This window comes from Actinomadura sp. NPDC048394 (assembly GCF_040651755.1).
In the GTDB taxonomy this organism is placed as follows: domain Bacteria; phylum Actinomycetota; class Actinomycetes; order Streptosporangiales; family Streptosporangiaceae; genus Spirillospora; species Spirillospora montaniterrae.
Window position 1 is genome coordinate 101,668 of sequence record NZ_JBEZJL010000023.1, and the last position, 20,474, is coordinate 122,141.

General features: G+C 74.5%; 19 protein-coding genes. 13 read left to right on the forward strand and 6 right to left on the reverse strand.

All coding sequences use genetic code 11. From position 1 onward, the window contains the following. The first annotated feature begins 1 nt into the window (after nt 1). The 4 genes from alaS (at nt 2) to AB0C78_RS18805 (ending at nt 5,259) form a co-directional block, all read left to right on the forward strand. A complete protein-coding gene (alaS, locus tag AB0C78_RS18790; protein ID WP_360749247.1) occupies nt 2-2,671 on the forward strand; it encodes an alanine--tRNA ligase in 2,670 nt (889 codons plus the stop codon). Nucleotides 2,672-2,767: 96 nt separating this feature from the next. After that, on the forward strand, nt 2,768-3,226 hold the full coding sequence (ruvX, locus tag AB0C78_RS18795) for a Holliday junction resolvase RuvX (RefSeq protein WP_151539443.1): 459 nt from the start codon (nt 2,768-2,770) through the stop codon (nt 3,224-3,226). After that, entirely contained in the window at nt 3,223-4,392 is a 1,170-nt protein-coding gene (mltG, locus tag AB0C78_RS18800) for an endolytic transglycosylase MltG (RefSeq protein ID WP_360749251.1), read from the forward strand. The genes ruvX and mltG overlap by 4 nt, the downstream gene beginning before the upstream one ends. A gap of 33 nt (nt 4,393-4,425) precedes the next feature. Next, complete coding sequence (locus AB0C78_RS18805) at nt 4,426-5,259, forward strand: shikimate dehydrogenase (RefSeq protein WP_360749337.1); 834 nt, start codon at nt 4,426-4,428, stop codon at nt 5,257-5,259. A 6-nt stretch (nt 5,260-5,265) separates the two neighbouring features. On the opposite strand, the gene AB0C78_RS18810 is transcribed toward AB0C78_RS18805, so the two are convergent. Beyond that, nucleotides 5,266-6,645 carry a prenyltransferase/squalene oxidase repeat-containing protein gene (locus AB0C78_RS18810; RefSeq protein WP_360749254.1) on the reverse strand — a complete coding sequence of 460 codons (1,380 nt, stop codon included), beginning with the start codon at nt 6,643-6,645 and terminating at the stop codon, nt 5,266-5,268. 153 nt (nt 6,646-6,798) lie between these two features. On the opposite strand from AB0C78_RS18810, the gene AB0C78_RS18815 reads away from it, so the two are divergent. Continuing rightward, nucleotides 6,799-7,533, forward strand: coding sequence for a hypothetical protein (locus AB0C78_RS18815; RefSeq protein WP_360749257.1), 735 nt, complete (start codon nt 6,799-6,801; stop codon nt 7,531-7,533). Here the strand turns inward: AB0C78_RS18815 and AB0C78_RS18820 are convergent. Together AB0C78_RS18820 and AB0C78_RS18825 are read right to left on the reverse strand one after the other, a co-directional pair. Further along, nucleotides 7,509-8,375 (reverse strand): PfkB family carbohydrate kinase, encoded by an 867-nt coding sequence (locus tag AB0C78_RS18820; protein WP_360749260.1) that lies wholly within the window; start codon nt 8,373-8,375, stop codon nt 7,509-7,511. The two genes, AB0C78_RS18815 and AB0C78_RS18820, sit on opposite strands and share 25 nt — an antisense overlap. Nucleotides 8,376-8,469: 94 nt before the next feature. Next, nucleotides 8,470-8,967 (reverse strand): NUDIX hydrolase, encoded by a 498-nt coding sequence (locus tag AB0C78_RS18825; RefSeq protein WP_360749263.1) that lies wholly within the window; start codon nt 8,965-8,967, stop codon nt 8,470-8,472. A 560-nt stretch (nt 8,968-9,527) separates the two neighbouring features. Here AB0C78_RS18825 and infC point away from each other — a divergent pair. From infC to pheT, 8 genes are all read left to right on the forward strand, one after another. Beyond that, entirely contained in the window at nt 9,528-10,085 is a 558-nt protein-coding gene (gene infC, locus AB0C78_RS18830; RefSeq protein WP_281382898.1) for a translation initiation factor IF-3, read from the forward strand. 371 nt (nt 10,086-10,456) lie between these two features. After that, nucleotides 10,457-10,651, forward strand: a complete 195-nt coding sequence (gene rpmI / locus AB0C78_RS18835) for a 50S ribosomal protein L35 (RefSeq protein ID WP_067468638.1) — start codon at nt 10,457-10,459, stop codon at nt 10,649-10,651. 69 nt (nt 10,652-10,720) lie between these two features. Then, nucleotides 10,721-11,089: a 50S ribosomal protein L20 gene (rplT, locus tag AB0C78_RS18840; RefSeq protein WP_151544049.1), complete on the forward strand. Its 369-nt coding sequence runs from the start codon at nt 10,721-10,723 to the stop codon at nt 11,087-11,089. 34 nt (nt 11,090-11,123) lie between these two features. Beyond that, the gene (locus AB0C78_RS18845; protein ID WP_151544050.1) at nt 11,124-11,939 is read left to right on the forward strand and encodes an RNA methyltransferase; all 816 of its coding nucleotides are present in this window, start codon (nt 11,124-11,126) and stop codon (nt 11,937-11,939) included. A 356-nt stretch (nt 11,940-12,295) separates the two neighbouring features. Beyond that, complete coding sequence (locus AB0C78_RS18850) at nt 12,296-12,841, forward strand: STAS domain-containing protein (RefSeq protein ID WP_360749268.1); 546 nt, start codon at nt 12,296-12,298, stop codon at nt 12,839-12,841. A gap of 183 nt (nt 12,842-13,024) precedes the next feature. After that, nucleotides 13,025-14,092, forward strand: a complete 1,068-nt coding sequence (locus AB0C78_RS18855; RefSeq protein ID WP_360749271.1) for an ATP-binding protein — start codon at nt 13,025-13,027, stop codon at nt 14,090-14,092. A 135-nt stretch (nt 14,093-14,227) separates the two neighbouring features. Then, nucleotides 14,228-15,337 carry a phenylalanine--tRNA ligase subunit alpha gene (gene pheS / locus AB0C78_RS18860; RefSeq protein WP_151544053.1) on the forward strand — a complete coding sequence of 370 codons (1,110 nt, stop codon included), beginning with the start codon at nt 14,228-14,230 and terminating at the stop codon, nt 15,335-15,337. Next, nucleotides 15,337-17,814, forward strand: a complete 2,478-nt coding sequence (gene pheT / locus AB0C78_RS18865) for a phenylalanine--tRNA ligase subunit beta (RefSeq protein ID WP_360749274.1) — start codon at nt 15,337-15,339, stop codon at nt 17,812-17,814. The genes pheS and pheT overlap by 1 nt, the downstream gene beginning before the upstream one ends. An 80-nt stretch (nt 17,815-17,894) precedes the next feature. On the opposite strand, the gene AB0C78_RS18870 is transcribed toward pheT, so the two are convergent. Genes AB0C78_RS18870 through AB0C78_RS18880 form a run of 3 tightly spaced genes read right to left on the reverse strand, consistent with a single transcriptional unit; the run spans nt 17,895 to nt 20,421 of the window. After that, on the reverse strand, nt 17,895-18,689 hold the full coding sequence (locus AB0C78_RS18870) for an ABC transporter permease (protein ID WP_360749277.1): 795 nt from the start codon (nt 18,687-18,689) through the stop codon (nt 17,895-17,897). Further along, on the reverse strand, nt 18,686-19,477 hold the full coding sequence (locus AB0C78_RS18875) for an ABC transporter permease (RefSeq protein WP_360749280.1): 792 nt from the start codon (nt 19,475-19,477) through the stop codon (nt 18,686-18,688). Before AB0C78_RS18875 ends, AB0C78_RS18870 begins: the two co-directional genes overlap by 4 nt. Beyond that, complete coding sequence (locus AB0C78_RS18880; RefSeq protein WP_360749283.1) at nt 19,474-20,421, reverse strand: ABC transporter ATP-binding protein; 948 nt, start codon at nt 20,419-20,421, stop codon at nt 19,474-19,476. The genes AB0C78_RS18875 and AB0C78_RS18880 overlap by 4 nt, the downstream gene beginning before the upstream one ends. Between the last annotated feature and the right edge of the window lie 53 nt (nt 20,422-20,474).

Genomic DNA, 20,474 nt, shown 5'->3' on the forward strand with positions numbered 1-20,474 from the left:
CATGGAGTCGGCAGAGGTGGCGCGCCGCTTCCTGAAGTTCTTCGAGGAGCGCGGGCACACGGTGGTGCCCTCCGCCAGCCTGGTCGCCGAGGACCCGACCCTGCTGCTGGTGAACGCCGGCATGGTCCCGTTCAAGCCGTACTTCCTCGGCCAGCGCACCCCGCCGTCGCAGCGGATGACCAGCGCGCAGAAGTGCGTGCGGACGCCCGACATCGACGAGGTCGGCAAGACCACCCGGCACGCCACGTTCTTCCAGATGCTGGGCAACTTCTCGATCGGGGACTACTTCAAGGAGCAGGCGATCCCGTTCGCGTGGGAGCTGCTGACCCGCTCCCGCGAGGACGGCGGTTTCGGCTTCCCCGAGGACAAGCTCTGGGTCACCGTCTTCCACGACGACGACGAGGCCCGCGACCTGTGGCACAACAAGGTCGGCGTCCCCCTCGACCGCATCCAGAAGCGCGGCATGGAGGACAACTTCTGGTCGATGGGCGTCCCCGGGCCCTGCGGCCCCTGCTCGGAGATCTACTACGACCGGGGCCCGGAGTACGGGCGCGAGGGCGGCCCGGTCGCCGACGAGGACCGCTACCTCGAGGTGTGGAACCTCGTCTTCATGCAGTTCGAGCGGGGCCCCGGGAACAGCAAGACCGACTTCCCGATCCTCGGCGACCTGCCCGCCAAGAACATCGACACCGGCATGGGCCTGGAGCGCATGGCGGCGGTCCTGCAGGGCGTCGACAACATCTACGAGACCGACACCCTGTGGCGGGTCCTGGACCGCGCCGCGAACCTGACCGGCACCTCCTACGGGCGCGAGCACCGCGCGGACGTGTCGCTGCGGGTCATCGCCGACCACGTCCGCAGCGGGACGATGATGGTCGCCGACGGCATCCGCCCCGGCAACGAGGGCCGCGGCTACGTGCTGCGCCGCATCCTGCGCCGCTCGATCCGGAACCTGCGGCTGCTCGGCGGCCAGGAGGCCGGGCTGATGCACGAGCTGACCTCCGTCGCGATCTCCGCGATGGGCGAGCAGTACCCCGAGCTGATCCGCACCGCCGCCAACATCCACACGGTCATCGACGCTGAGGAGGAGTCCTTCCTCCAGACGCTGCGCACCGGCACCGCGATCTTCGACACCGCGGTGGAGGAGACCCGGCGCGCGGGCGGGAGGACCCTGGCCGGCGACCAGGCGTTCAAGCTGCACGACACCTACGGCTTCCCGATCGACCTGACCCTCGAGATGGCCTCCGAGGCCGGTCTCCAGGTCGACGAGGACGGCTTCCGCCGGCTGATGAAGGAGCAGCGGGACCGCGCCAAGCAGGACGCCCGCGACAAGAAGACCGGCAACCTCGACGTCTCCGTCCTCGACGAGCTGCTCACCGGCGCCGGCGGCAAGGTCGACTTCATCGGCTACCACGACGTCACCGGCGACGCCCGGCTCGTCGGGCTGCTGGTCAACGGCGCCAACGCGCCCGCGGCGGGCGAGGGCACCGAGGTCGAGGTCGTCCTCGACCGCACCCCGTTCTACGCCGAGGGCGGCGGCCAGCTCGCCGACCAGGGCGTCATCCGGCTCGGCAACGGCGCGGTCATCGACGTCCACGACGTGCAGTCGCCGCTGGCCGGGCTGATCGTGCACCGCGGCCGGGTCCGCAGCGGCGAGGCGCAGGCGGGCGACTCCGCGCACGCCGAGATCGACCTGACACGGCGCGCCGCGATCTCCCGCTCGCACACCGCGACCCACCTCGTGCACGCCGGGTTCCGGCGGGCGCTCGGCGAGTCCGCCGCGCAGGCCGGCTCGGAGAACTCGCCTGGCCGGTTCCGGTTCGACTTCACCGCGTCCGGCGCCGTCCCGGCGAGCGTGCTGCGCGACGTCGAGGACGAGGTCAACGAGGTGTTGATCGGCGACCTGGACGTGCGAGCGTTCCACACCTCGATCGACGAGGCCCGCGCCATGGGCGCGCTGGCGCTGTTCGGCGAGAAGTACGGCGACGAGGTCCGGGTCGTCGAGGTCGGCGACTACTCCCGCGAGCTGTGCGGCGGCACCCACGTCGCCCGGTCCGGGCAGCTGGGCCTGGTGAAGGTGCTGGGCGAGTCGTCCATCGGCGCGGGCGTGCGCCGCGTCGAGGCGCTCGTCGGCATCGACGCGTTCCGGTTCCTGGCCCGCGAGAGCGTGCTGGTCGCGCAGCTCGCCGAGCAGATGAAGGCGCGCAAGGAGGAGCTGCCCGAGCGCATCTCCGGCGTCGTCGGCCGCCTCCGCGAGGCGGAGAAGGAGCTGGAGAAGCTGCGCTCCCAGCAGATCCTCGCGGCCGCCGGGGCCCTCGCCGACGGCGCGAAGGACGTGAACGGCACCGCGTTCGTGGGGCACCGCGCCCCCGACGGCACCGGCGCCGACGACCTGCGCAAGCTCGCCGTCGACGTGCGGGGCCGGCTGCAGGCGCGGCCCGCCGTGGTGATGGTGACGGGCGTCCCGAAGGACCGTCCCGTCGTGGTCGTCGCGGTCACCCCGGGCGCGCGCGAGCGCGGCCTGAAGGCCGGCGCGCTCGTCGGCCTGGCCGCCAAGGCGCTCGGCGGCGGGGGCGGCGGCAAGGACGACCTCGCGCAGGGCGGCGGCGCGAACCCCGCCGCGATCGACGACGCGCTCGCCGCGGTCGAACGAGCCGTAGGGGCCGCGTGAGCCCCGCGGGCGGGTTAAGGGGCGGCGCGTCATGAGGTTCGTGACCGGCGCGGCGCCCCCCGCAGGGCGTCCCGCACCGCGGAGCGGAGCGGAGCGATGAGGCAGGGCGTGCGGCTCGGGGTGGACGTGGGAAGCGTCCGGGTGGGCGTCGCCCGGTGCGATCCCGGCGGGATCCTCGCCTCCCCCCTGGAGACCGTGAAGAGCGGCCGGGGCGACATCGACCGGCTGGTCGAGCTCGTCGCCGAGCACGAGGCGATCGAAGTGGTCGTCGGGCTGCCGACGTCGCTGTCGGGCCGCGAGGGCCCGGCGGCGCAGTCGGCGCGCAAGTTCGCCGCCCGGCTGGCGGACCGCCTTCCCCCGGAGGCGGTCCGGCTGTACGACGAGCGGCTCACCACCGTCACGGCCGAGAGCGGGCTGCGGGCGGGGGGAGTGCGCGGTCAGGCCCGCCGCAAGGTCGTCGACCAGGCCGCGGCCGCGGTCCTGCTTCAAGCGGCCCTGGACGGGGAACGGTTGACCGGGCGCCCCCCAGGCGAGATCGTCCGGGGGAGCTCATGAACGATTTGGACCTTTTCTCCGATCCGTACGGTGATCCGTACGAGGAGGGGCAGCCGCAGGAGCCGCCGAGCAGGCGGGACCAGCGGCGCGCCCGCAAGCGGCAGAAGCGCCGCCGCCGCAGCGGCCGCGCCGCGTTCCTGTTCGCGCTGGCGTTCATCGTCGCGGTGTTCGGCACCGCGGGCGTGTTCGGCGTCGCGATCCTGGACAACCGGCTGCACCCGCCGGACTACTCCGGTTCCGGCACCGGCAATGTCACGGTCCAGGTGAAGGACGGCGCGAGCGGCGCGGTGATCGCGGCGACGCTGCAGGAGCACCGCGTCGTGAAGAGCACCCGGGCGTTCGTGAAGGTCTACAACGCCGAGACGCGCGCCTCCAGCATCCAGCCGGGCTTCTACCAGATGCGCCTCCAGATGTCGTCGAAGGCGGCGATGGCGCTGCTGCTGGACCCGAAGTCGCGGGCCGGGAACCAGATCTCCATCCCGGAGGGCAAGCGGGCGATCGAGGTCTTCCAGCTGCTGTCGAAGAAGACCGGGATCCCCGTCCGGGACTTCCAGGCGGTCGCGAAGAACACCGGCGGCCTCGGGCTGCCGTCGTACGCGGGCGGGAACCTGGAGGGCTTCCTGTACCCGGGCCGCTACGACCTCGACCCGAACGGGTCGGCGCGCAAGATCGTCCAGCAGATGATCGACGCGTTCAACAAGGAGGCGAGCAGCTCCGACCTGGAGGGCAAGGCGAAGGAGGCGGGCCTCAGCCCGCTGAAGGTGCTGACGCTGGCCAGCCTCGCGCAGGCCGAGGGCGGCAAGCCGAGCGACCTCCCGAAGATCTCCCGGGTCATCTACAACCGGGTCAAGGCCGGGATGGCGCTGCAGTTCGACACCACCGTCCTGTACGCGCTGAACAAGCGGACGCTGGACGTGCGGAACCGCGACCTGCAGGTCGACTCGCCGTACAACACCTACAAGCACAAGGGCCTGCCGCCCGGACCGATCTGCAACCCCGGTCCGGACGCGATCGAGGCCGCGCTGTCGCCCGCGTCCGGGGACTGGCTGTACTTCGTGGCCACCGACCCCACCCACAAGGTCACGAAGTTCGCCAGCACCGACGCCGAGCGCCAGAAGCTGGAGCAGGAGTTCCGCGAGTGGCAGAAGAAGCACCCGAACGGCTGACGCGTGACGGATCGGAGCGGGCAGGTGGGTGAGGTGCGGCGCGCCGCCGTGCTGGGATCGCCGATCGCGCATTCGCTGTCGCCGGTGCTGCACCGGGCGGCGTACGCGGCGATGGGCCTGGACGGCTGGCGCTACGACGCCGTCGAGTGCGGCGAGGACGGCCTCGCCCGGCTGCTGGACGGCCTCGGCCCCGAGTGGGCGGGCCTGTCGCTGACGATGCCGCTGAAGCGGGTGGCGCTGAAGCTCGCCGACTCGGTGTCGGACCTGGCGGAACGGGTCGGCGGCGCCAACACGCTCGTCTTCCGCGACGGGCGCCGGCACGCCGAGAACACCGACGTGCACGGAATCGTGACCGCGCTCGGCGAAGCGGGCCTCGGCTCGCCCGGGTCCGCGGTGGTCCTCGGCGGCGGTGCGACGGCCGCGTCGGCGCTGGCCGCGCTCGCCGAGCTGGGCTTGGACGCGGCGGTCCTCGCGGTCCGCGACCCGGGCCGGGCGTCGGAGGCGGCCGAGGTCGGCGAGCGCTGCGGGCTGGCCGTGCGGGTCGTCACCCTGGACAGGGTCGCCGACCACCTGCCGGCCGGGCTGGTGGTGTCGACCCTGCCCGGACGGGCCGCCGACGCCTTCGCCGGGCCCGTCGCGGCGTCCGGCGCCGCGCTGTTCGACGTGGTGTACGCGCCGTGGCCCACGGCGCTCGCCGCGGCCGTGGAGCGCGCGGGCGGCACGGTCGTCGGCGGCTTCGCGATGCTGCTGCACCAGGCCGTCCGGCAGGTCGAGCTGATGACCGGCCGCGACGACGTCCCCGTGGCGGCGATGCGCGGCGCCGGCGAGGCGGAACTGGCCCGCCGCGCCGCCTCCACCGGCGGCTAGGGCCGGCTAGGGGGCCGCCGGGGGCGGGCCGCGCGGCGTCCGCCGCCGCTTCAGCGACTCGTCCACGCTGGCCAGCACGATCGGCACGATCACGCTCAGCCAGAAGTCGCGCCAGCCCCACGCGCCCAGCGTGACGCCGAACGCGCTGGACACGCAGACGAACCCGAGCACCAGCGCCGACCAGTGCCGCCGCACCAGCGCCACCGGGTCGACGAGCCGGCGGTGCGGGAGCAGCGCCGCCACCGGGCGCTCGCGCGCGTGGGCGCGCTGCACGACCGTCGCGTCCGGGAACCAGTGCAGCACGTCCGCGCTCCCGGCGAGCGGGACGCGGGTGAGCGCGATCAGCGTCTCCAGCCGCCACCACAGCGTCCACAGCGAGGTACGGCCGCCGCCGGGCAGGCCGTTGAGGCGCGGGTCGGCGACCTCACCGCGCACCAGCGTCCGGAACGCGCGGGCGACCGTCGGCCCGTGCGGGCCCCGCGGGTCCCGCAGCAGCGCGGTCAGCGCGATCGGCAGGCCGTAGTGCCACAGGGCCAGCCGCCACACCGGCCGCGAGCCGAGCCCGTGCGGGGACACCTCGTACGTCTCGATCCAGGTGTGGTCGTCGTCGGGGTCGAGGTGGGCGAGCAGCCAGTCGTAGGCGTCCAGCAGCCGCTCGGTCCGCAGGCCCGGCCGCGCCTCGGCGAGGGTCACCAGGACGAACGCGGTGTGCGTCACGGTCGGCGCGGCCGCCGGCACCGGTCCCCACGCGGGCCGGTGCGCCGTCCGGTCGGCGGTCAGCCACTCCACGCCCCGGTCCACCGCCGGGTCGTACGGGTTGAGCTGCGCGAGCGCGCGCAGCGCCAGGCACGTCTGCCACACCCGGGACGCGCAGCCGTACAGCGAGCCCCAGCCGCCGTCGGGATTCTGGTTGCGCAGCAGCCACCGGTAGGCGCGCCGCAGGTCCGGGGCGTCCTCGCGCAGGTCGCAGCGGGCGCGGGCGAGGAACCGGGCGATCCATCCGGTGGCCTCGACCACGGGCATGCCGAGGCTGGTCCGGGTCGCCCAGCCGCCGTCGCGCAGCGCGTCGGCGGACGCCGCCTGCCGTTCGGCGAGGAAGGCCAGGCCCTCGTCGAAGTGCTCGAACGGGCGGCCCGCCTCCACGAACGCCAGCAACCCGAGCGCCGTCGCGGTCGTGCCGGGCTCGGGCCGGGCCAGCTCGTGGTACCAGCCGCCGCCGCTGCCAGACGCGGGCGCGTAGGTGTCGCGCAGGACGTCCAGGGACTCGTTGAGCCGGGCTTCGAGCACCGCCATGTCGATGGCGGGAGCGGCGAGGGCGCCGGAGGGCGCGGCGGCGGACGGGGCGGCGCGGGGCGCCGGTGCGGGGGGCTGTGGGGTCTGGTTCACGGTGCTGCCTTCTATCCCCATATGTGCCCATTTGGCCATGTTTTGTACCCCGCGGGTCCCGGGTCTGTGGCCGCGCCCGCACAGATCGCCGGCGCGGCGCGGCGGGCACGCTGGAAGCGACCGCCCGTGCGTCCCCGTGTGCTGGAGGAGGCGTTGGCCGAGCCATCGGTGCAGGACGAGCCCGGCCCCGAGTGCGTGCTGTGCCCGCCCCTCCGGTTCCGGATCAACGCCATGGCCGGGCTGCCGGGCGAGCCGTCCGTCCTCGCCCGGGACCGCGACTTCCTGCTGATGCCGGACGTCGCGCCGCTCGCCGACGGGCACCTCCTCCTCGTCACGCGCGAGCACCGCCAGTGCGCGGGCGACTTCGACGAGCGGCTGTGGGCCGGCGCCCTGCACTGGCGCGACCGCGTCGCCCGCCTCTACCGGCACGCCTACGGGACCGGTGAGCTGCTGCTCTTCGAGCACGGGCCCGCGCTGCCGCAGGGCGGCGGCGCCTGCATCGACCACGCGCACTGGCACCTCCTTCCGGGGACGCCGGGCGTCCGCGACGTGGTCGAGCGGCGGGGCCTGCCCGGCGCCCCCGCCGGGCACGCGGCGGTCCGCGCCCGCTTCCGCACCGGACGCTCCTACCTGCTCATCGAGGAGCGGGGGACGGCGACCGTCCATCCAGGCGACGGGGTGCGCGGCCAGTTCCTGCGCTGGGCCGTGGCCGTCGCCCTCAACAGCAGAAGTGGGCACCGTACGGCCGGGACGTGGCGCTGGCAGGAGACGTTCGGCCTCCCCGAAAGCCGCCGGCGGTTCCTGAGGACCCTGCGGACGCTGCGCCGCGCGACCGCCGCCCTCGACGGCCCGCCCCTACACGATCACCGTGACGACAGCCACTGGTGAAGCTCCCACACCGCCAGGCGGTCACCGAACCCGGCGCGCGCGTCCCCGTCGCGGTACCCGGTCTCGTACTCCATCAGCAGCCGTTCCCACTGGTAGGCCAGCACCCGCTCCAGCTGGGTCGGGCCGAAGCGCAGCAGCCACAGCGGGGTCCCCGGGACCAGGTCGTCCAGCGCGCGCGCCAGCGCCCGCACCTCGTCCGCCCCGGCGGGCACCTCCCGGCCGAGCAGCCGCGCCAGCGTCGGCGCCTCCGCGATCACCAGGTCCGCCGCCGACAGCAGCGGCAGCACGTCCGCCGCCGGAAGCCGCGCGTCGATGTCGTGCGGGACCAGATCGAACGCCACCGCCGTCCCCGCCTCGCGCGCCGTGTCCGCCGCCGCGCGCAGCGCCGCCCGCGACACCGGCGACAGCAGCGCATATCCGTCCAGGAACAGCACGTCCGACCGGCCGATCGCGCGTGCCGCCGAGCGGACCTCCGACTCGGTGAGCCGGCGGCCCGGCGCGTCCTGGTCGGCCACCAGCAGCCGCACCCCCGGCCCGCCGCCCGCCGGCCCGTCGCGCAGCATCACCGTCACCCCGTTCGGCGCGCCCGGCTCGACCCGCAGCCGGTCCCGGGCGCCGATCCGGCGCAGCTCCCGCCGAATCACGGGCGTGAACCCGTCGTCCCCGATCTTCGCCAGCACGCTCACGCGGCGGAAGCGGGCCACCGCGCACCGGGCCAGGTTCACCGCCGTCCCTGCGACCAGCGCGCGCGCCGGCGCGTAACAGAGCCGGTCGGCGGTCAGCTCCCCGAACCGGACGCCGTCCAGCGCCGCCCGCACCTCGATCCGCACGTCGCCGATCACGAACAGGGAGAATCGGCGCCGGCCCGTCGCGTCCAGGCCGGGCCGGCACGCGGGGGAGGCCCCGCCCCCGCTCGTGCCCGCGTCCATCCGGTGGTCAGCGGGCGAGGGGCAGGAACGCCCGCACCACCGGGCGCAGGCTCGGGATCAGCGGGTAGGAGCACACCGCGTCCAGCGGCACCCAGGCGCATCCGTCCAGATGGTCGCTCTCGTCCTGGTTGCCGAACGCGACGTCGAGCGTGAGCGGGCGGCAGTGCCGCGCCGCCGCGACCACCCGGATCCGCCCGCCCCGCGCGTCCGGGGACCGGTCGTCCATGAACCACTGCCACAGGTGGAACGGCGGGCCCGGGTCGATCTTCAGACCGACCTCCTCCCACACCTCCCGCCGGATGTGGTCGTCGAGGTCCAGGTCGCCGCCGACGTCCAGCCGCCCGCCGGGCACCTCCCAGCGGCCGGGGTGGAAGGGGTCGGACGCCGCCTTGCGCACCATCAGCAGCCGGCCGCCGGCCGTGATGAACGCCTTCTGCGCGAACTGCAGGCGGACCGGCGGCGAGGCGGTGAGGGGGCCGGGGGAACCGGTCTCGACTGAGGGCATCTCGGGAATACCTCTCTGACGCCGGCCCCACCGGGCCGTCCTGGCACCACGGTAACAACGCGGGCGTCCGGTGCCAGGCGCCCGCCGAGCCAGATGACCCTCACCTTCACGTGGGAAAAGGCGGCCGGACGGCGATCGGCGACCGGTCCGCGCGCGCGAGGCGGCCGGCGCCCGGGAATGCGGCACCGCCCCGCCGGGTTACTACGGACGGCGTACTCCGCGGTGCACGCGGAACCCGCGGGGCGCGCACGCGCCTCGCAGGTGGTAGTGTTGGTGGCCGACCGGCCCTGTGCACGCGACCGACGAGGTCGTGCGCGCCGGGCGCTCAAGCGGAGGCCACCTCCCACCTGACCGGCCGTGAGGCCGGTGGGTATCGGTCCGGCGAACGGGCGCGGCGCGCTCGTCTCGCCGTCGTCCCCGGACGGTTCCGCCGTCCAGGGCGACCGAAGGTGGCCCCGCACGTGAGTCGTGCGGGGCTTTTCGCGTGAGAGCCTCGGGGTACGACCGGTCCCAGAACTTGAGAACGGCCCCAAGGAGGTCCCATCAGCGCCGAACCGCGTATCAACGACCGCATTCGCGTGCCCGAGGTCCGGCTCGTCGGCCCGAACGGCGAACAGGTGGGCATCGTGCCCATCGCCAAGGCCCTTGAACTCGCGCGTGAGTCGGACCTCGACCTGGTCGAGGTGGCGCCCACCGCGCGCCCGCCCGTCGCCAAGCTCATGGACTACGGCAAGTTCAAGTACGAGTCCGCGATGAAGGCGCGTGAGGCGCGGAAGAACCAGGCGCACACGATCATCAAGGAGATCAAGCTCCGCCCGAAGATCGACCCGCACGACTACGAGACCAAGAAGGGTCACGTGGTGCGGTTCCTGAAGGCCGGGGACAAGGTGAAGGTCACGATCATGTTCCGTGGTCGTGAGCAGTCCCGCCCGGAGCTCGGTTTCCGGCTGCTGCAGCGGCTGGCCGACGACGTCGAGGAGCTCGGCTTCGTCGAGTCGCGGCCCAAGCAGGACGGCCGAAACATGATCATGGTGCTCGGTCCGCACAAGAAGAAGGCGGAGGCCAAGGCGGAGCGCGCCGCGAGCCGCGAGCAGGACGCGGCGACCGGCCCGGCCTGACCCACCGCCCGACCGCGCGAGCGAGACGCCGGCCGCGCATGCGGCGACGGCGCCCGGTCGACGCCCGGCCGCGGCGCCCCACCCGGTGCTGCCCGCCGAGCGCGGACCGCAGCGGGCGCGGTGCCTGCACGACCCTGGTGCCGGACCGGCCGGAACGCCGGTCCGGCCGCAACGCCCGCGGCCCGCAAGGGCCGCCGGGTCCCCGCCCCGGCGGCGGGCCCGTCCGCGGCCTCGCGGCCTCCGCGGGGTCGTTACGCACGTACATTGAAGCCTGACCTGGCGCGTCGCACGCGTCCGAGTGCGACGCGCCGATCAGGTGCGCCCCCGTGCCGCCGCACGGGGGCCCGGGAACGAGGGAGACGACGGCGACCATGCCGAAGACCAAGACCCACAGCGGTGCCAAGAAGCGCTTCAAGCTGACCGGCTCCGGCAAGGTGATGCGCCGCCGCGCCAACAAGAACCACCTGCTCGAGCACAAGCCCACCAAGCGGACGCGCCGCCTGTCCGGCCCGGCCGTGGTGGCCGACGCCGACGCCAAGAACATCAAGAAGCTGCTGCGCAAGTAGCACCGACCGGCAACATCGACGACCGGCCGGCGCCAGGACGGCTCCGGCCCCCACGAAGGAGTTCAGCACGTGGCACGCGTGAAGCGGGCGGTCAACGCCGCCAAGAAGCGTCGGGTCGTTCTGGAGCGGTCGAGCGGCTACCGCGGCCAGCGTTCGCGGCTGTACCGCAAGGCCAAGGAGCAGCAGCTCCACTCGATGACCTACGCCTTCCGGGACCGCAAGGACCGCAAGGGCCAGTTCCGCCGCCTGTGGATCCAGCGGATCAACGCCGCGGCCCGCGCCAACGGCATCACCTACAACCGGTTCATCCAGGGCCTGAAGGCCGCCGAGGTCGAGGTCGACCGGCGCATGCTGGCCGAGCTCGCCGTGAACGACGCTCCCGCGTTCGCCGCCCTGGTCAAGGTGGCCAAGGACGCGCTCCCGGCGGAGGCCGCCTGAGCCGGGCGACCTGGCGACGGGCGGGTACGGCGACATGGCGGGCCGCGAGCTGACCTCTATCCGATCACCACGGGTGAAGGCCGCTCGCCGGCTCGCCAAACGCGCCTTCCGGCGCCGCGAGGGGCGGTTCCTCGCCGAGGGGCCGCAGGCGGTGCGGGAGGCGCTGGAGATCCCCGGCGGGCTGGCCGAGCTGTTCACCACGGCCGAGGCCGAGTCCCGCCATCCCGAGCTGGTCGGCGCCGCCGAGCGCGCCGGGGTCCCGGTGCTGCGGGTCAGCGGCGAGATCATGGCCGAGCTGGCGCAGACCGTCACCCCGCAGGGGCTGCTGGCGGTCTGCGAGTTCGTGGACGTGCCGCTGGCCGGCGCGCTGGAGTCCGGCCCCCGGCTGGTGACGGTCCTCGCGCACGTCCGCGACCCCGGCAACGCCGGGACGGTGCTGCGCACCGCCGACGCGGCGGGCTCGGAGACGGTCGTGTTCACCGACGCGTCCGTCGACCCCTACAACGGCAAGTGCGTGCGCGCCTCGGCGGGCAGCCTGTTCCACCTGCCGGTGGTGGTCGGGCCGCGTTTCGACACGCTGATCCCCGAGCTGAAGAAGTCGGGGCTGACGGTGCTGGCCGCCGACGGCGCGGGCGACCGCACCCTGGACGAGGCCATCGACCAGGGCCTGCTGGCGCGGCCCACCGCCTGGGTGTTCGGCAACGAGGCGTGGGGCCTGCCCGAGGAGATCCTCCGGCACGTGGACGAGGTCGTCCGGGTGCCGATCTACGGCCGGGCCGAGAGCCTGAACCTGGCGACGGCCGCGGCCGTCTGCCTGTACGCGTCGGCCCGGGCGCAGCGCCGGGCCTGACACGGCCCGCGCGCGCTCCGAGGCGGCGCGGCATCCCGGCTCCGAGCCCGTGAACTCTCGGGGAGGCGCGGGCGAACGGACGGCCACGTACGAACGGCCGCGAAGGTTCAATGCGTTCCGTGGCCGGTTGGCCGCAAGCGGTCGCCTTCGGGGCCGTTTCGTGGCATGTGAGCTGCGAAGATGGTCTTCCCGCGGACGGAGGGGCAGGGGGCCCGCCGGCGCGGGGGACTCCTTCCCAGGTAGGAGCGGGATACCGGCCCGGCGGTGGATTTCACCGTCCCGGCCCGCTGCTTACGGTGTTGACCAGGGCGTTGACCAGGGCGGCAACGGTGCCGCGCAGAGTGGGGGCGAACGTGATGACCGAGGAGACCAGGCCGGCGAGGCGGCCGGGCCGGCGCGCGCCGGAGATCCGGTGCCGGACGGGCGCCGGCCAGGCCGCGTCCCGCGGCTCCGCGGCGCCCGGCACGGCCCTGCCCGGCACCGGCGCTCCGGCCGCGGCGGCGCTCGACGGGACCGGCGCGTGGACGCCCGGCCCGGTCGCGGGCCTGGCGGTCGAGGTCGCCGAGCGGCGGCCGGGGACCGCCGTCGTCACGGTGACCGGGGAGATCGACCTGCACACCGCGGACGGCCTGCGGGCCCGGCTGGTCAAGGCGCACGCCGCGGGGGCGCGCCGGCTGGTGCTGGACTTCGCCGCCGTCCCGTTCTGCGACGCGGCGGGCCTCGGCGCGCTGGTCGGCGCGCACAACGAGATCTCCGCGTCCGGCGGCGAGATCGTGCTGGCCGCGGTGCGGCCCGCCCAGCTGCGGCTGCTGCGGATCACCGGGCTGCACCGGCTGTTCACGGTCCACGCGGACGTGGCGGCCGCGCTCGCCGGCCAGGACTCGCCGACCGGCACCCGCTGAGAACGCCCGTCCGGCCCCGGCCGGAGCAGCCCGCCCGGGGCCTGCCCGGTGGCTACAAATGCCTTGCCGCGAGGCGTTCTCCGGGTCCCGTAAGGGGCCCGACTGCGGATAGAGTCTCTTCTCGACAGGCCGCGCTCTACCGGTGTTCTGGAGGCCGCTGTGGGCGGAGAGGAACCCCCCGGCGTGGCCGCGCGCGCTCTCTCCGAGCCCGGGCCGGCGGACGACCTGCCGGACGGGCTGCTGGTCGCCGACCGCGACGCCCGCGTCGTGGTGTTCAACACCGCCGCCGAGCGGATGACCGGGATCGCCGCCGCGGCCGCGCTGGGCCGCGACTTCCGCGACGTCCTGCCGCTGCACGACGCCGAGGGCCGCGACTGGTGGAAGTGCCTGGCCCCCTACGACGGCCTCGCGACCCGCACCCGCCACCCGGAGCGTTCGCTGTTCCTGGCCGGCGGCATCGAGCTGCTGGTCACCGCCGGGTACCGGCGCGGCGAGGGCGGCCGGGTCGAGCGGTTCACCGTCTGCCTGCGCGACGCGCAGCACCGCGCCCGCCAGGAGCGCGACCGCGCCGACCTGGTGTCGACCGTCGCGCACGAGCTGCGCTCCCCGCTGACCAGCGTCAAGGGCTTCACCGCGACGCTGCTCGCCAAGTGGCACCGCTTCAACGACGACCAGAAGCGGGTCATGCTGGAGACCGTCAACGCCGACGCCGACCGCGTCACCCGGCTGATCACCGAGCTGCTGGACGTGTCCCGGATCGAGGCGGGCCGGCTGGAGATGCGCCGCCAGGTCGTCGACCTGCCCGAGGAGGTCCGCAAGGTCATCGCGGGCCGGGTCGCGGCCGGCGACGCCGAGGACCGGTTCCGGTTCGAGGTCCGCGGCGCGCTGCCCGAGATGTGGCTCGATCCCGACAAGATGGACCAGATCCTGGGCAACCTGGTGGAAAACGCGGTGCGGCACGGCGCGGGCACTGTCACCATCGTGGTGGAGCCGGACGCGCACAAGGAGGGGGCCGCCGTGTCGGTGCGCGACGAGGGCGAGGGCATACCGCCCGAGGCCGTCCAGCGCGTCTTCCGGCAGTTCTGGCGCGGTCCGGGCGGCAACCGGCGCGGCGGCACCGGGCTCGGCCTCTACATCGTGAAGGGCCTGGTCGAGGCGCACGGCGGCGCGATCACGGTGCGGCGGGCGCCCGGCGGCGGCGCCGAGTTCCGATTTACCGTGCCCGCCGGGGCCCCCGACCACGCGAGCTGAGCCCGTCCCGGGCGCGGCCCGCGGCCGCGGAAGGGCTCCGGGCGGGCCGCGCGTCACGCGCACGCTTTCCGGATCCTCACCGCCCGCGCACTAGACTGCGGGCGTCCCACGCCGACCGGAGTCGATCACACCACCATGTCTGCACCCAACAAGTCCTATGACCCCGTCGAGGTGTCCGCGTTGCAGCCCGAGCAGCTCGACCGGGCCCGCGACGAGGCGCTCGCGGCGATCGCCGCGGCCGCCGACCTCGACGACCTCAAGCAGGTCCGCCTGGCGCACGCCGGCGACCGTTCCCCGCTGGCCCTCGCCAACCGCGAGATCGGCGCGCTGCCGCCGGCCGCCCGCGCCGACGCGGGCAAGCGCATCGGCGCCGCCCGCGGCGCGGTGTCCAAGGCGCTGAAGGAGCGCCAGGCCGTCCTGGAGGAGGAGCGCGACCAGCGCGTCCTCGTCGAGGAGACCGTCGACGTCACCCTGCCGTGGGACCGCGCGCCGCGCGGCGCCCGGCACCCGCTGACCACCATGCAGGAGCGCATGGCCGACGTCTTCGTCGCGATGGGCTTCGAGGTCTCCGAGGGCCCCGAGGTCGAGGCGGAGTGGTTCAACTTCGACGCCCTGAACTTCCTGCCCGACCACCCGGCCCGCACCATGCAGGACACCTTCTTCGTGGAGTCGGAGGAGTCCGGGCTGGTGATGCGGACGCACACCTCGCCGATGCAGATCAGGTCGCTGCTGTCGCGGCCGCTGCCGGTGTACGTGGTCGCGCCGGGCCGCACGTTCCGCACCGACGAGCTGGACGCCACGCACAGCCCGGTGTTCCACCAGCTGGAGGGCCTCGCCGTCGACGAGGGCCTGACCATGGCGGACCTGCGCGGCGGCATCGACGCGTTCGTCACCGGCATGTTCGGCGAGGGGCTGAGGACCCGGTTCCGGCCGTCGTACTTCCCGTTCACCGAGCCGTCGGCGGAGGTGGACATGCAGTGCTTCGTGTGCCGGGGCGCGTCCGCCGAGCCGGGCGGCGAGCCGTGCCGCACCTGCGGCTCGGAGGGCTGGATCGAGCTGGGCGGCTGCGGCATGGTCAACCCGCGGGTGCTGGTGGCCTGCGGCGTCGACCCGGACCGCTACAGCGGCTGGGCGTTCGGGCTGGGCGTCGAGCGGACGCTGATGTTCCGGCACGGCGTGGAGGACATGTACGACATGGTGGAGGGCGACGTCCGGTTCACCCTCCCGTTCGGGATGGAGATCTGATGCGGGCCCCGCTTTCCTGGGTGCGCGAGCACGTCGAGCTGCCGGCCGGCGTGACGGGCCGGGACCTGGCCGAGAGGCTGATCGCGGCGGGCCTGGAGGTCGAGACGGTCGAGCAGTCCGGCGCCGACATCTCCGGCACGCTGGTGGTCGGCGAGGTCCTGGCGTTCGAGGAGCTGACCGGCTTCAAGAAGCCGATCCGCTACTGCCAGGTGAACGTCGGCGACGCCAACGGCACCGGCGAGCCGCAGAACATCATCTGCGGCGCGACGAACTTCGAGGTCGGCGACCACGTCGTGGTGATCCTGCCCGGCGGCGTGCTGCCCGGCGGCTTCCAGATCGGCGCCCGCAAGACCTACGGCAAGATGTCCGAGGGCATGATCTGCTCGGTCACCGAGCTCGGCATCGGCGACGACCACAGCGGCATCCTCGTGCTGCCGCCGGACACGCCGGTCGGCGCCGACGCCGTCGAGCTGCTCGGCATCCGCGACGACGTCCTCGACATCGCCGTCACCCCGGACCGCAGCTACGCGCTGTCGATCCGCGGCATCGCCCGGGAGGCCGCGATCGCCTACGGGGTCCCGTTCACGGACCCGGCGGACGTGGAATTGCCCGCCAAGAACGGCGAGGCGTACCCGGCGAGCATCGGCGACCCGACCGCGTGCGATCGGTTCGTCCTGCGGGAGGTGCGCGGCTTCGACCCCGACGCGAAGACCCCGATGTGGATGCAGGTCCGCCTGCACCGCGCCGGGATGCGGCCGGTGTCGCTGGCGGTCGACGTCACCAACTACCTGATGTTGGAGCTCGGGCAGCCGCTGCACGCGTTCGACCGCGCGAAGCTCACCGGCCCGATCGTGGTGCGGCGCGCCGAGAAGGGCGAGAGCCTGGAGACCCTCGACCACGTCAAGCGCAAGCTGGACCCCGAGGACATCCTGATCACCGACGAGTCGGGCCCGATCTCGATGGCCGGGACGATGGGCGGCCTCGCGACGGAGATCGACGACCGCTCGGCCGACATGGTCATCGAGGCGGCGCACTTCGACGCGATCGGCACCGCCCGGATGAGCCGCCGGCACAAGCTGCACAGCGAGGCGTCCTACCGGTTCGAGCGGGGCGTCGACCGCGAGCTGCCGCTGTACGCGTCGTACCGCGCGGCGCGGATGCTGGCGGAGCTCGGCGGCGCGGAGATCGCGCCGGGCGTCACGCACGCCGAGGCCCCGGTCGCGCGGGTCACGATCACGATGCCGGCCGGGCACCCGGACAAGGTCGCGGGCGTGACGTACGGCCGCGACACGGTCGTCCGCCGCCTGGAGGAGGTCGGCTGCGCGGTCGAGGGGGACGACGTCCTCACGGTGACGCCGCCGTCGTGGCGGCCCGACCTGACCGACCCGAACGACCTCGCCGAGGAGGTCATCCGGCTCGAGGGCTACGAGGACATCCCGGCGCGCGCGCCGCGCCCGTCCGCCGGGCGGGGCCTGACGATCCAGCAGCGGCTCCGCCGCCGGGTCGGCCGGTCGCTCGCCGGCGCCGGGTACGTCGAGGTGCTGGCGTTCCCGTTCGTCTCCGCGAAGGACTGGGACGACCTGCAGCTGCCCGGCGACGACGCGCGGCGCCGCGCGCTGCGGCTGGCGAACCCGCTGTCGGAGGAGGAGCCGCTGCTGCGCACGACGCTGCTGCCGGGCCTGCTGCGGACGCTGGCGCACAACGTGGGGCGCGGCTTCCCCGACACGGCGCTGTTCGAGCTGGGCGTGGTGTTCCGGCCGCGTCCGGACGCGCCGGAGCGGGCGCCGCGGCTCGCGGTGGACCGCGGCCCGACGGCCGAGGAGGTCGCGTCCGTCGAGGCGGCGCTGCCCGACCAGCCGCACCGGGTGGCGGTCGTGCTGTCCGGCGACCGCGAGCCCTCGGGTTGGTGGGGCGGCGGGCGTCCGGCGCTGTGGGCGGACGCGGTGCAGGCCGCGCGCCTGGTCGCGGCCGAGGTCGGCGTGGAGCTGACGGTGAAGGCCGACCAGCACGCGCCCTGGCACCCGGGCCGCTGCGCCGCGCTGTACGTCGGCGACACGCTCGTCGGCCACGCCGGTGAGCTGCACCCGCGCGTCACCAAGGCGTACGGGCTGCCGGAGCGCACCTGCGCGATGGAGCTGGAGCTGCGCCGCCTCGGCGAGCCGGTGGCGGTCCGCGCGCCGCACGTGTCGACGTACCCGGTCGCCACGCAGGACGTCGCGCTCGTCGTCGACTCCGGGGTGCCCGCCGCGGAGGTCGAGGCGGCGCTGCGCGACGGCGCGGGCGAGCTGCTGGAGGCGATCCGGCTGTTCGACGTGTACACCGGCGAGCAGGTGGGGGAGGGGCGCAAGTCGCTCGCCTACTCGCTGCGGTTCCGCGCATCCGACCGCACGCTCACCGCCGAGGAGGCGTCGCAGGCCCGCGACGCCGCGGTCGCCGCCGCGGCCGAGCGCACCGGCGCGGTGCTGCGCGGCGCCTGATCAGCGGGCGTCTGATCCGCGGCGCCTGATCCGTGGGGACGTGCCCCGGGCCTGCCGAAGGCCCGGGGCACGTTCGCGTGTCAGCCCGCGTGGCCGAGGGATCCGTCGCGGCGGCCCGCGGAGACGAGCCGCTCCATCGACAGCGCGGCCACCGCGTACCAGCCGGCCCCGACGAGGGCCTCGGCGCCGAGGAGCCGCAGGACGTGCCCGGCCGGCGCGCCGTCGAGGATCCCGCGCACGGCCTGGAGCCCGTGCACGACCGGCAGCACGTTCACCGCGATCCGCAGCGGGGCGGGCCAGACGCCGACGGGGACGTTCACGCCGCCGAACGTCATGACGATCCCGTAGGCGAGGTTCAGCACGAGCCATTCGACGCCGCGGGCCCGCAGCGCGACGCCCGCCAGCGCGCACCCGTACCCGTAACTGCTGGCGAGGATCAGCAGGATGACGGGTGCCGCGTACGCGGCGCGCGGCCACGGCAGCGGGACGCCGAGCAGCGGCGGCAGGACGCACCACGCCACGAGCGAGCTGGTCAGGCCGGTGACCGTCCACTGCAGGCCGCGTCCCAGGTACACGGGCAGGTGCCCGGACGGCGTGATGGCCAGCAGCGGCAGCGTCCCGATCCGCCGCTCGCCCGCCAGCGAGATCACGACGATCGTGGCCTCCAGGCACGCCAGCACCACGATGTTGCCGACGAGGACGTAGCGCATGGTCGCGTCGTCACCGACGTAGTGCCCCAGCAGGGCGTAGAAGGACGCCTGGCACAGCAGCCGCACGAGCCAGCCGAACGTCCACGTCCGCCACGTGTAGACGGCGCTCATCTCGGCGAATCCGAGGATCAGCGACTCCCGGACGATCCGGAGGACGGGCCTCACGAGAACTCCACCGTCCCCTCGCGCCGCGTGCGGTCCACGTACCGCTGCGTCAGCCACAGGCCCGCCGCCATCGCCGCCGCGCTCAGCGCGACGATCGCCAGGACGGCCCGGGGCCAGCCGCGGGTGTCGCCGTGGACGGCGCCGCGCAGCAGGTCCGCGCTCCACGACAGGAACACCACGCGGCTGAACGGGTGGAGCCAGTCCGGCAGCGCCGCGACCGGGACGAGGATCCCGCCGAGGATGTAGAAGGGGTAGCCGAGGGAGTTCTGCAGGACGTCCCGCGCGCGCGACACCACGAACACGGCGGACAGCAGCGTGGCCGTCCCGACCGTCGCGAGGCAGGTGGCCGCGACCGCGATGGCGAACGTCCCCGGCGCGGCGACGGTCAGCCGCCGCCCGAACCCCACGGCGGCCACCAGCCAGGACTCGGCGAACGCGGCGGTGCCCACGAGCACCACCGTCGCGACCCGTCCCATCACGACCAGCCCGAACATGACGGGCGCCGCGATCAGCGCGGGGAACCGCCCCGCCCACCGGTCCTCGGTGACGATGCGGCCCGCGTAGTCGAGCGAGGCGACCCACAGCCCGATGAGCCCGGGCGCGAGGACGGCGTTCGCGACGACGTCCTCGCGGTGCGCCGCCAGCGTCAGCGCCAGCATCGTCGTGGTCTGCATCGGGGCGATGAGCAGCACGAGCGCGTGCTCCGGGCTGCGCCGTGACAGCGCGACCTGCAGCCGGGCCGCGTGCCACACGACGCGCAGCCCGCTCACCCGCATCGGCGCGCTCATACCCGCATCCCCCGGTCGCCGACCGCCCGCAGGTACACCTCTTCGAGGGTGGGCCGGCCGCGCCGCGCGGTGAGGACGTCGCGGTCGAGGAGCCAGCCGAGGACGCGGCGGGTGGCGTCCCGGTCGGCGGTGTGGACGCGCCACGTCCCACCGTCCCCGCGCTCGACGCCGGTCACTCCGGGCAGCAGCTCCAGCGGCCCGGTGAGGGCCGGGTCGGGGTGCGCGAAGTCGACGCATTCGCGGTCGCCGAGGAACCGTCCGGCGCGGGCCGGGTCGCCGGTCAGCAGCATCCGGCCGCGGTCGATCAGGGTCACCCGGTCGCAGAGCGCCGCCGCCTCGTCCATGTCGTGGGTGGCCAGCAGGAACGTGCGGCCCTCGGCGCGCAGGTCGAGGACGAGCCGGCGGAACGCGGCGGCGGCGACGGGGTCGAGGCCGGACGTCGGCTCGTCCAGGAACAGCACGCGGGGTTCGTGCAGCAGCCCGCGGGCGAGGTGCAGCCGCTGCCGCATCCCGCGCGAGAACGCCTCGACGGGGTCGCCGGCCCGGTCGGCGAGCCCGACGCGCTCCAGCAGCGCGTCCGCGCGGGCGCGGGCCGTCCGGCCGTCGAGCCGGTACAGCGCGCCCCAGAACAGCAGGTTCCGGCGCGCCGTCAGCCGGTCGTACAGGCCCCGGTCGCCGCCGAGGACGAGCCCGACGAGCGAGCGGACCGCCCGGGTGGCGGTGACGACGTCGTGGCCGAGGACGCGCGCCGTCCCGGCGGACGGCAGCAGCACGGTGGAGAGGATCTTGACGAGGGTGGTCTTGCCGGCGCCGTTCGGCCCGAGCAGCCCGTGGATCTCGTTCTGCGCGATGGTGAGGGTCAGCTCGTCGAGGGCGACGACGGTGTCGCGGCGTCTGCGCGTGTAGGTGCGGCGCAGCCCGCTGGTGTGCACGGCGGGTTCCATGCTCCGACCGTCGCCGTAAGGGACGGGCCCGGGCCATAAGGCCGCGGCTCAGA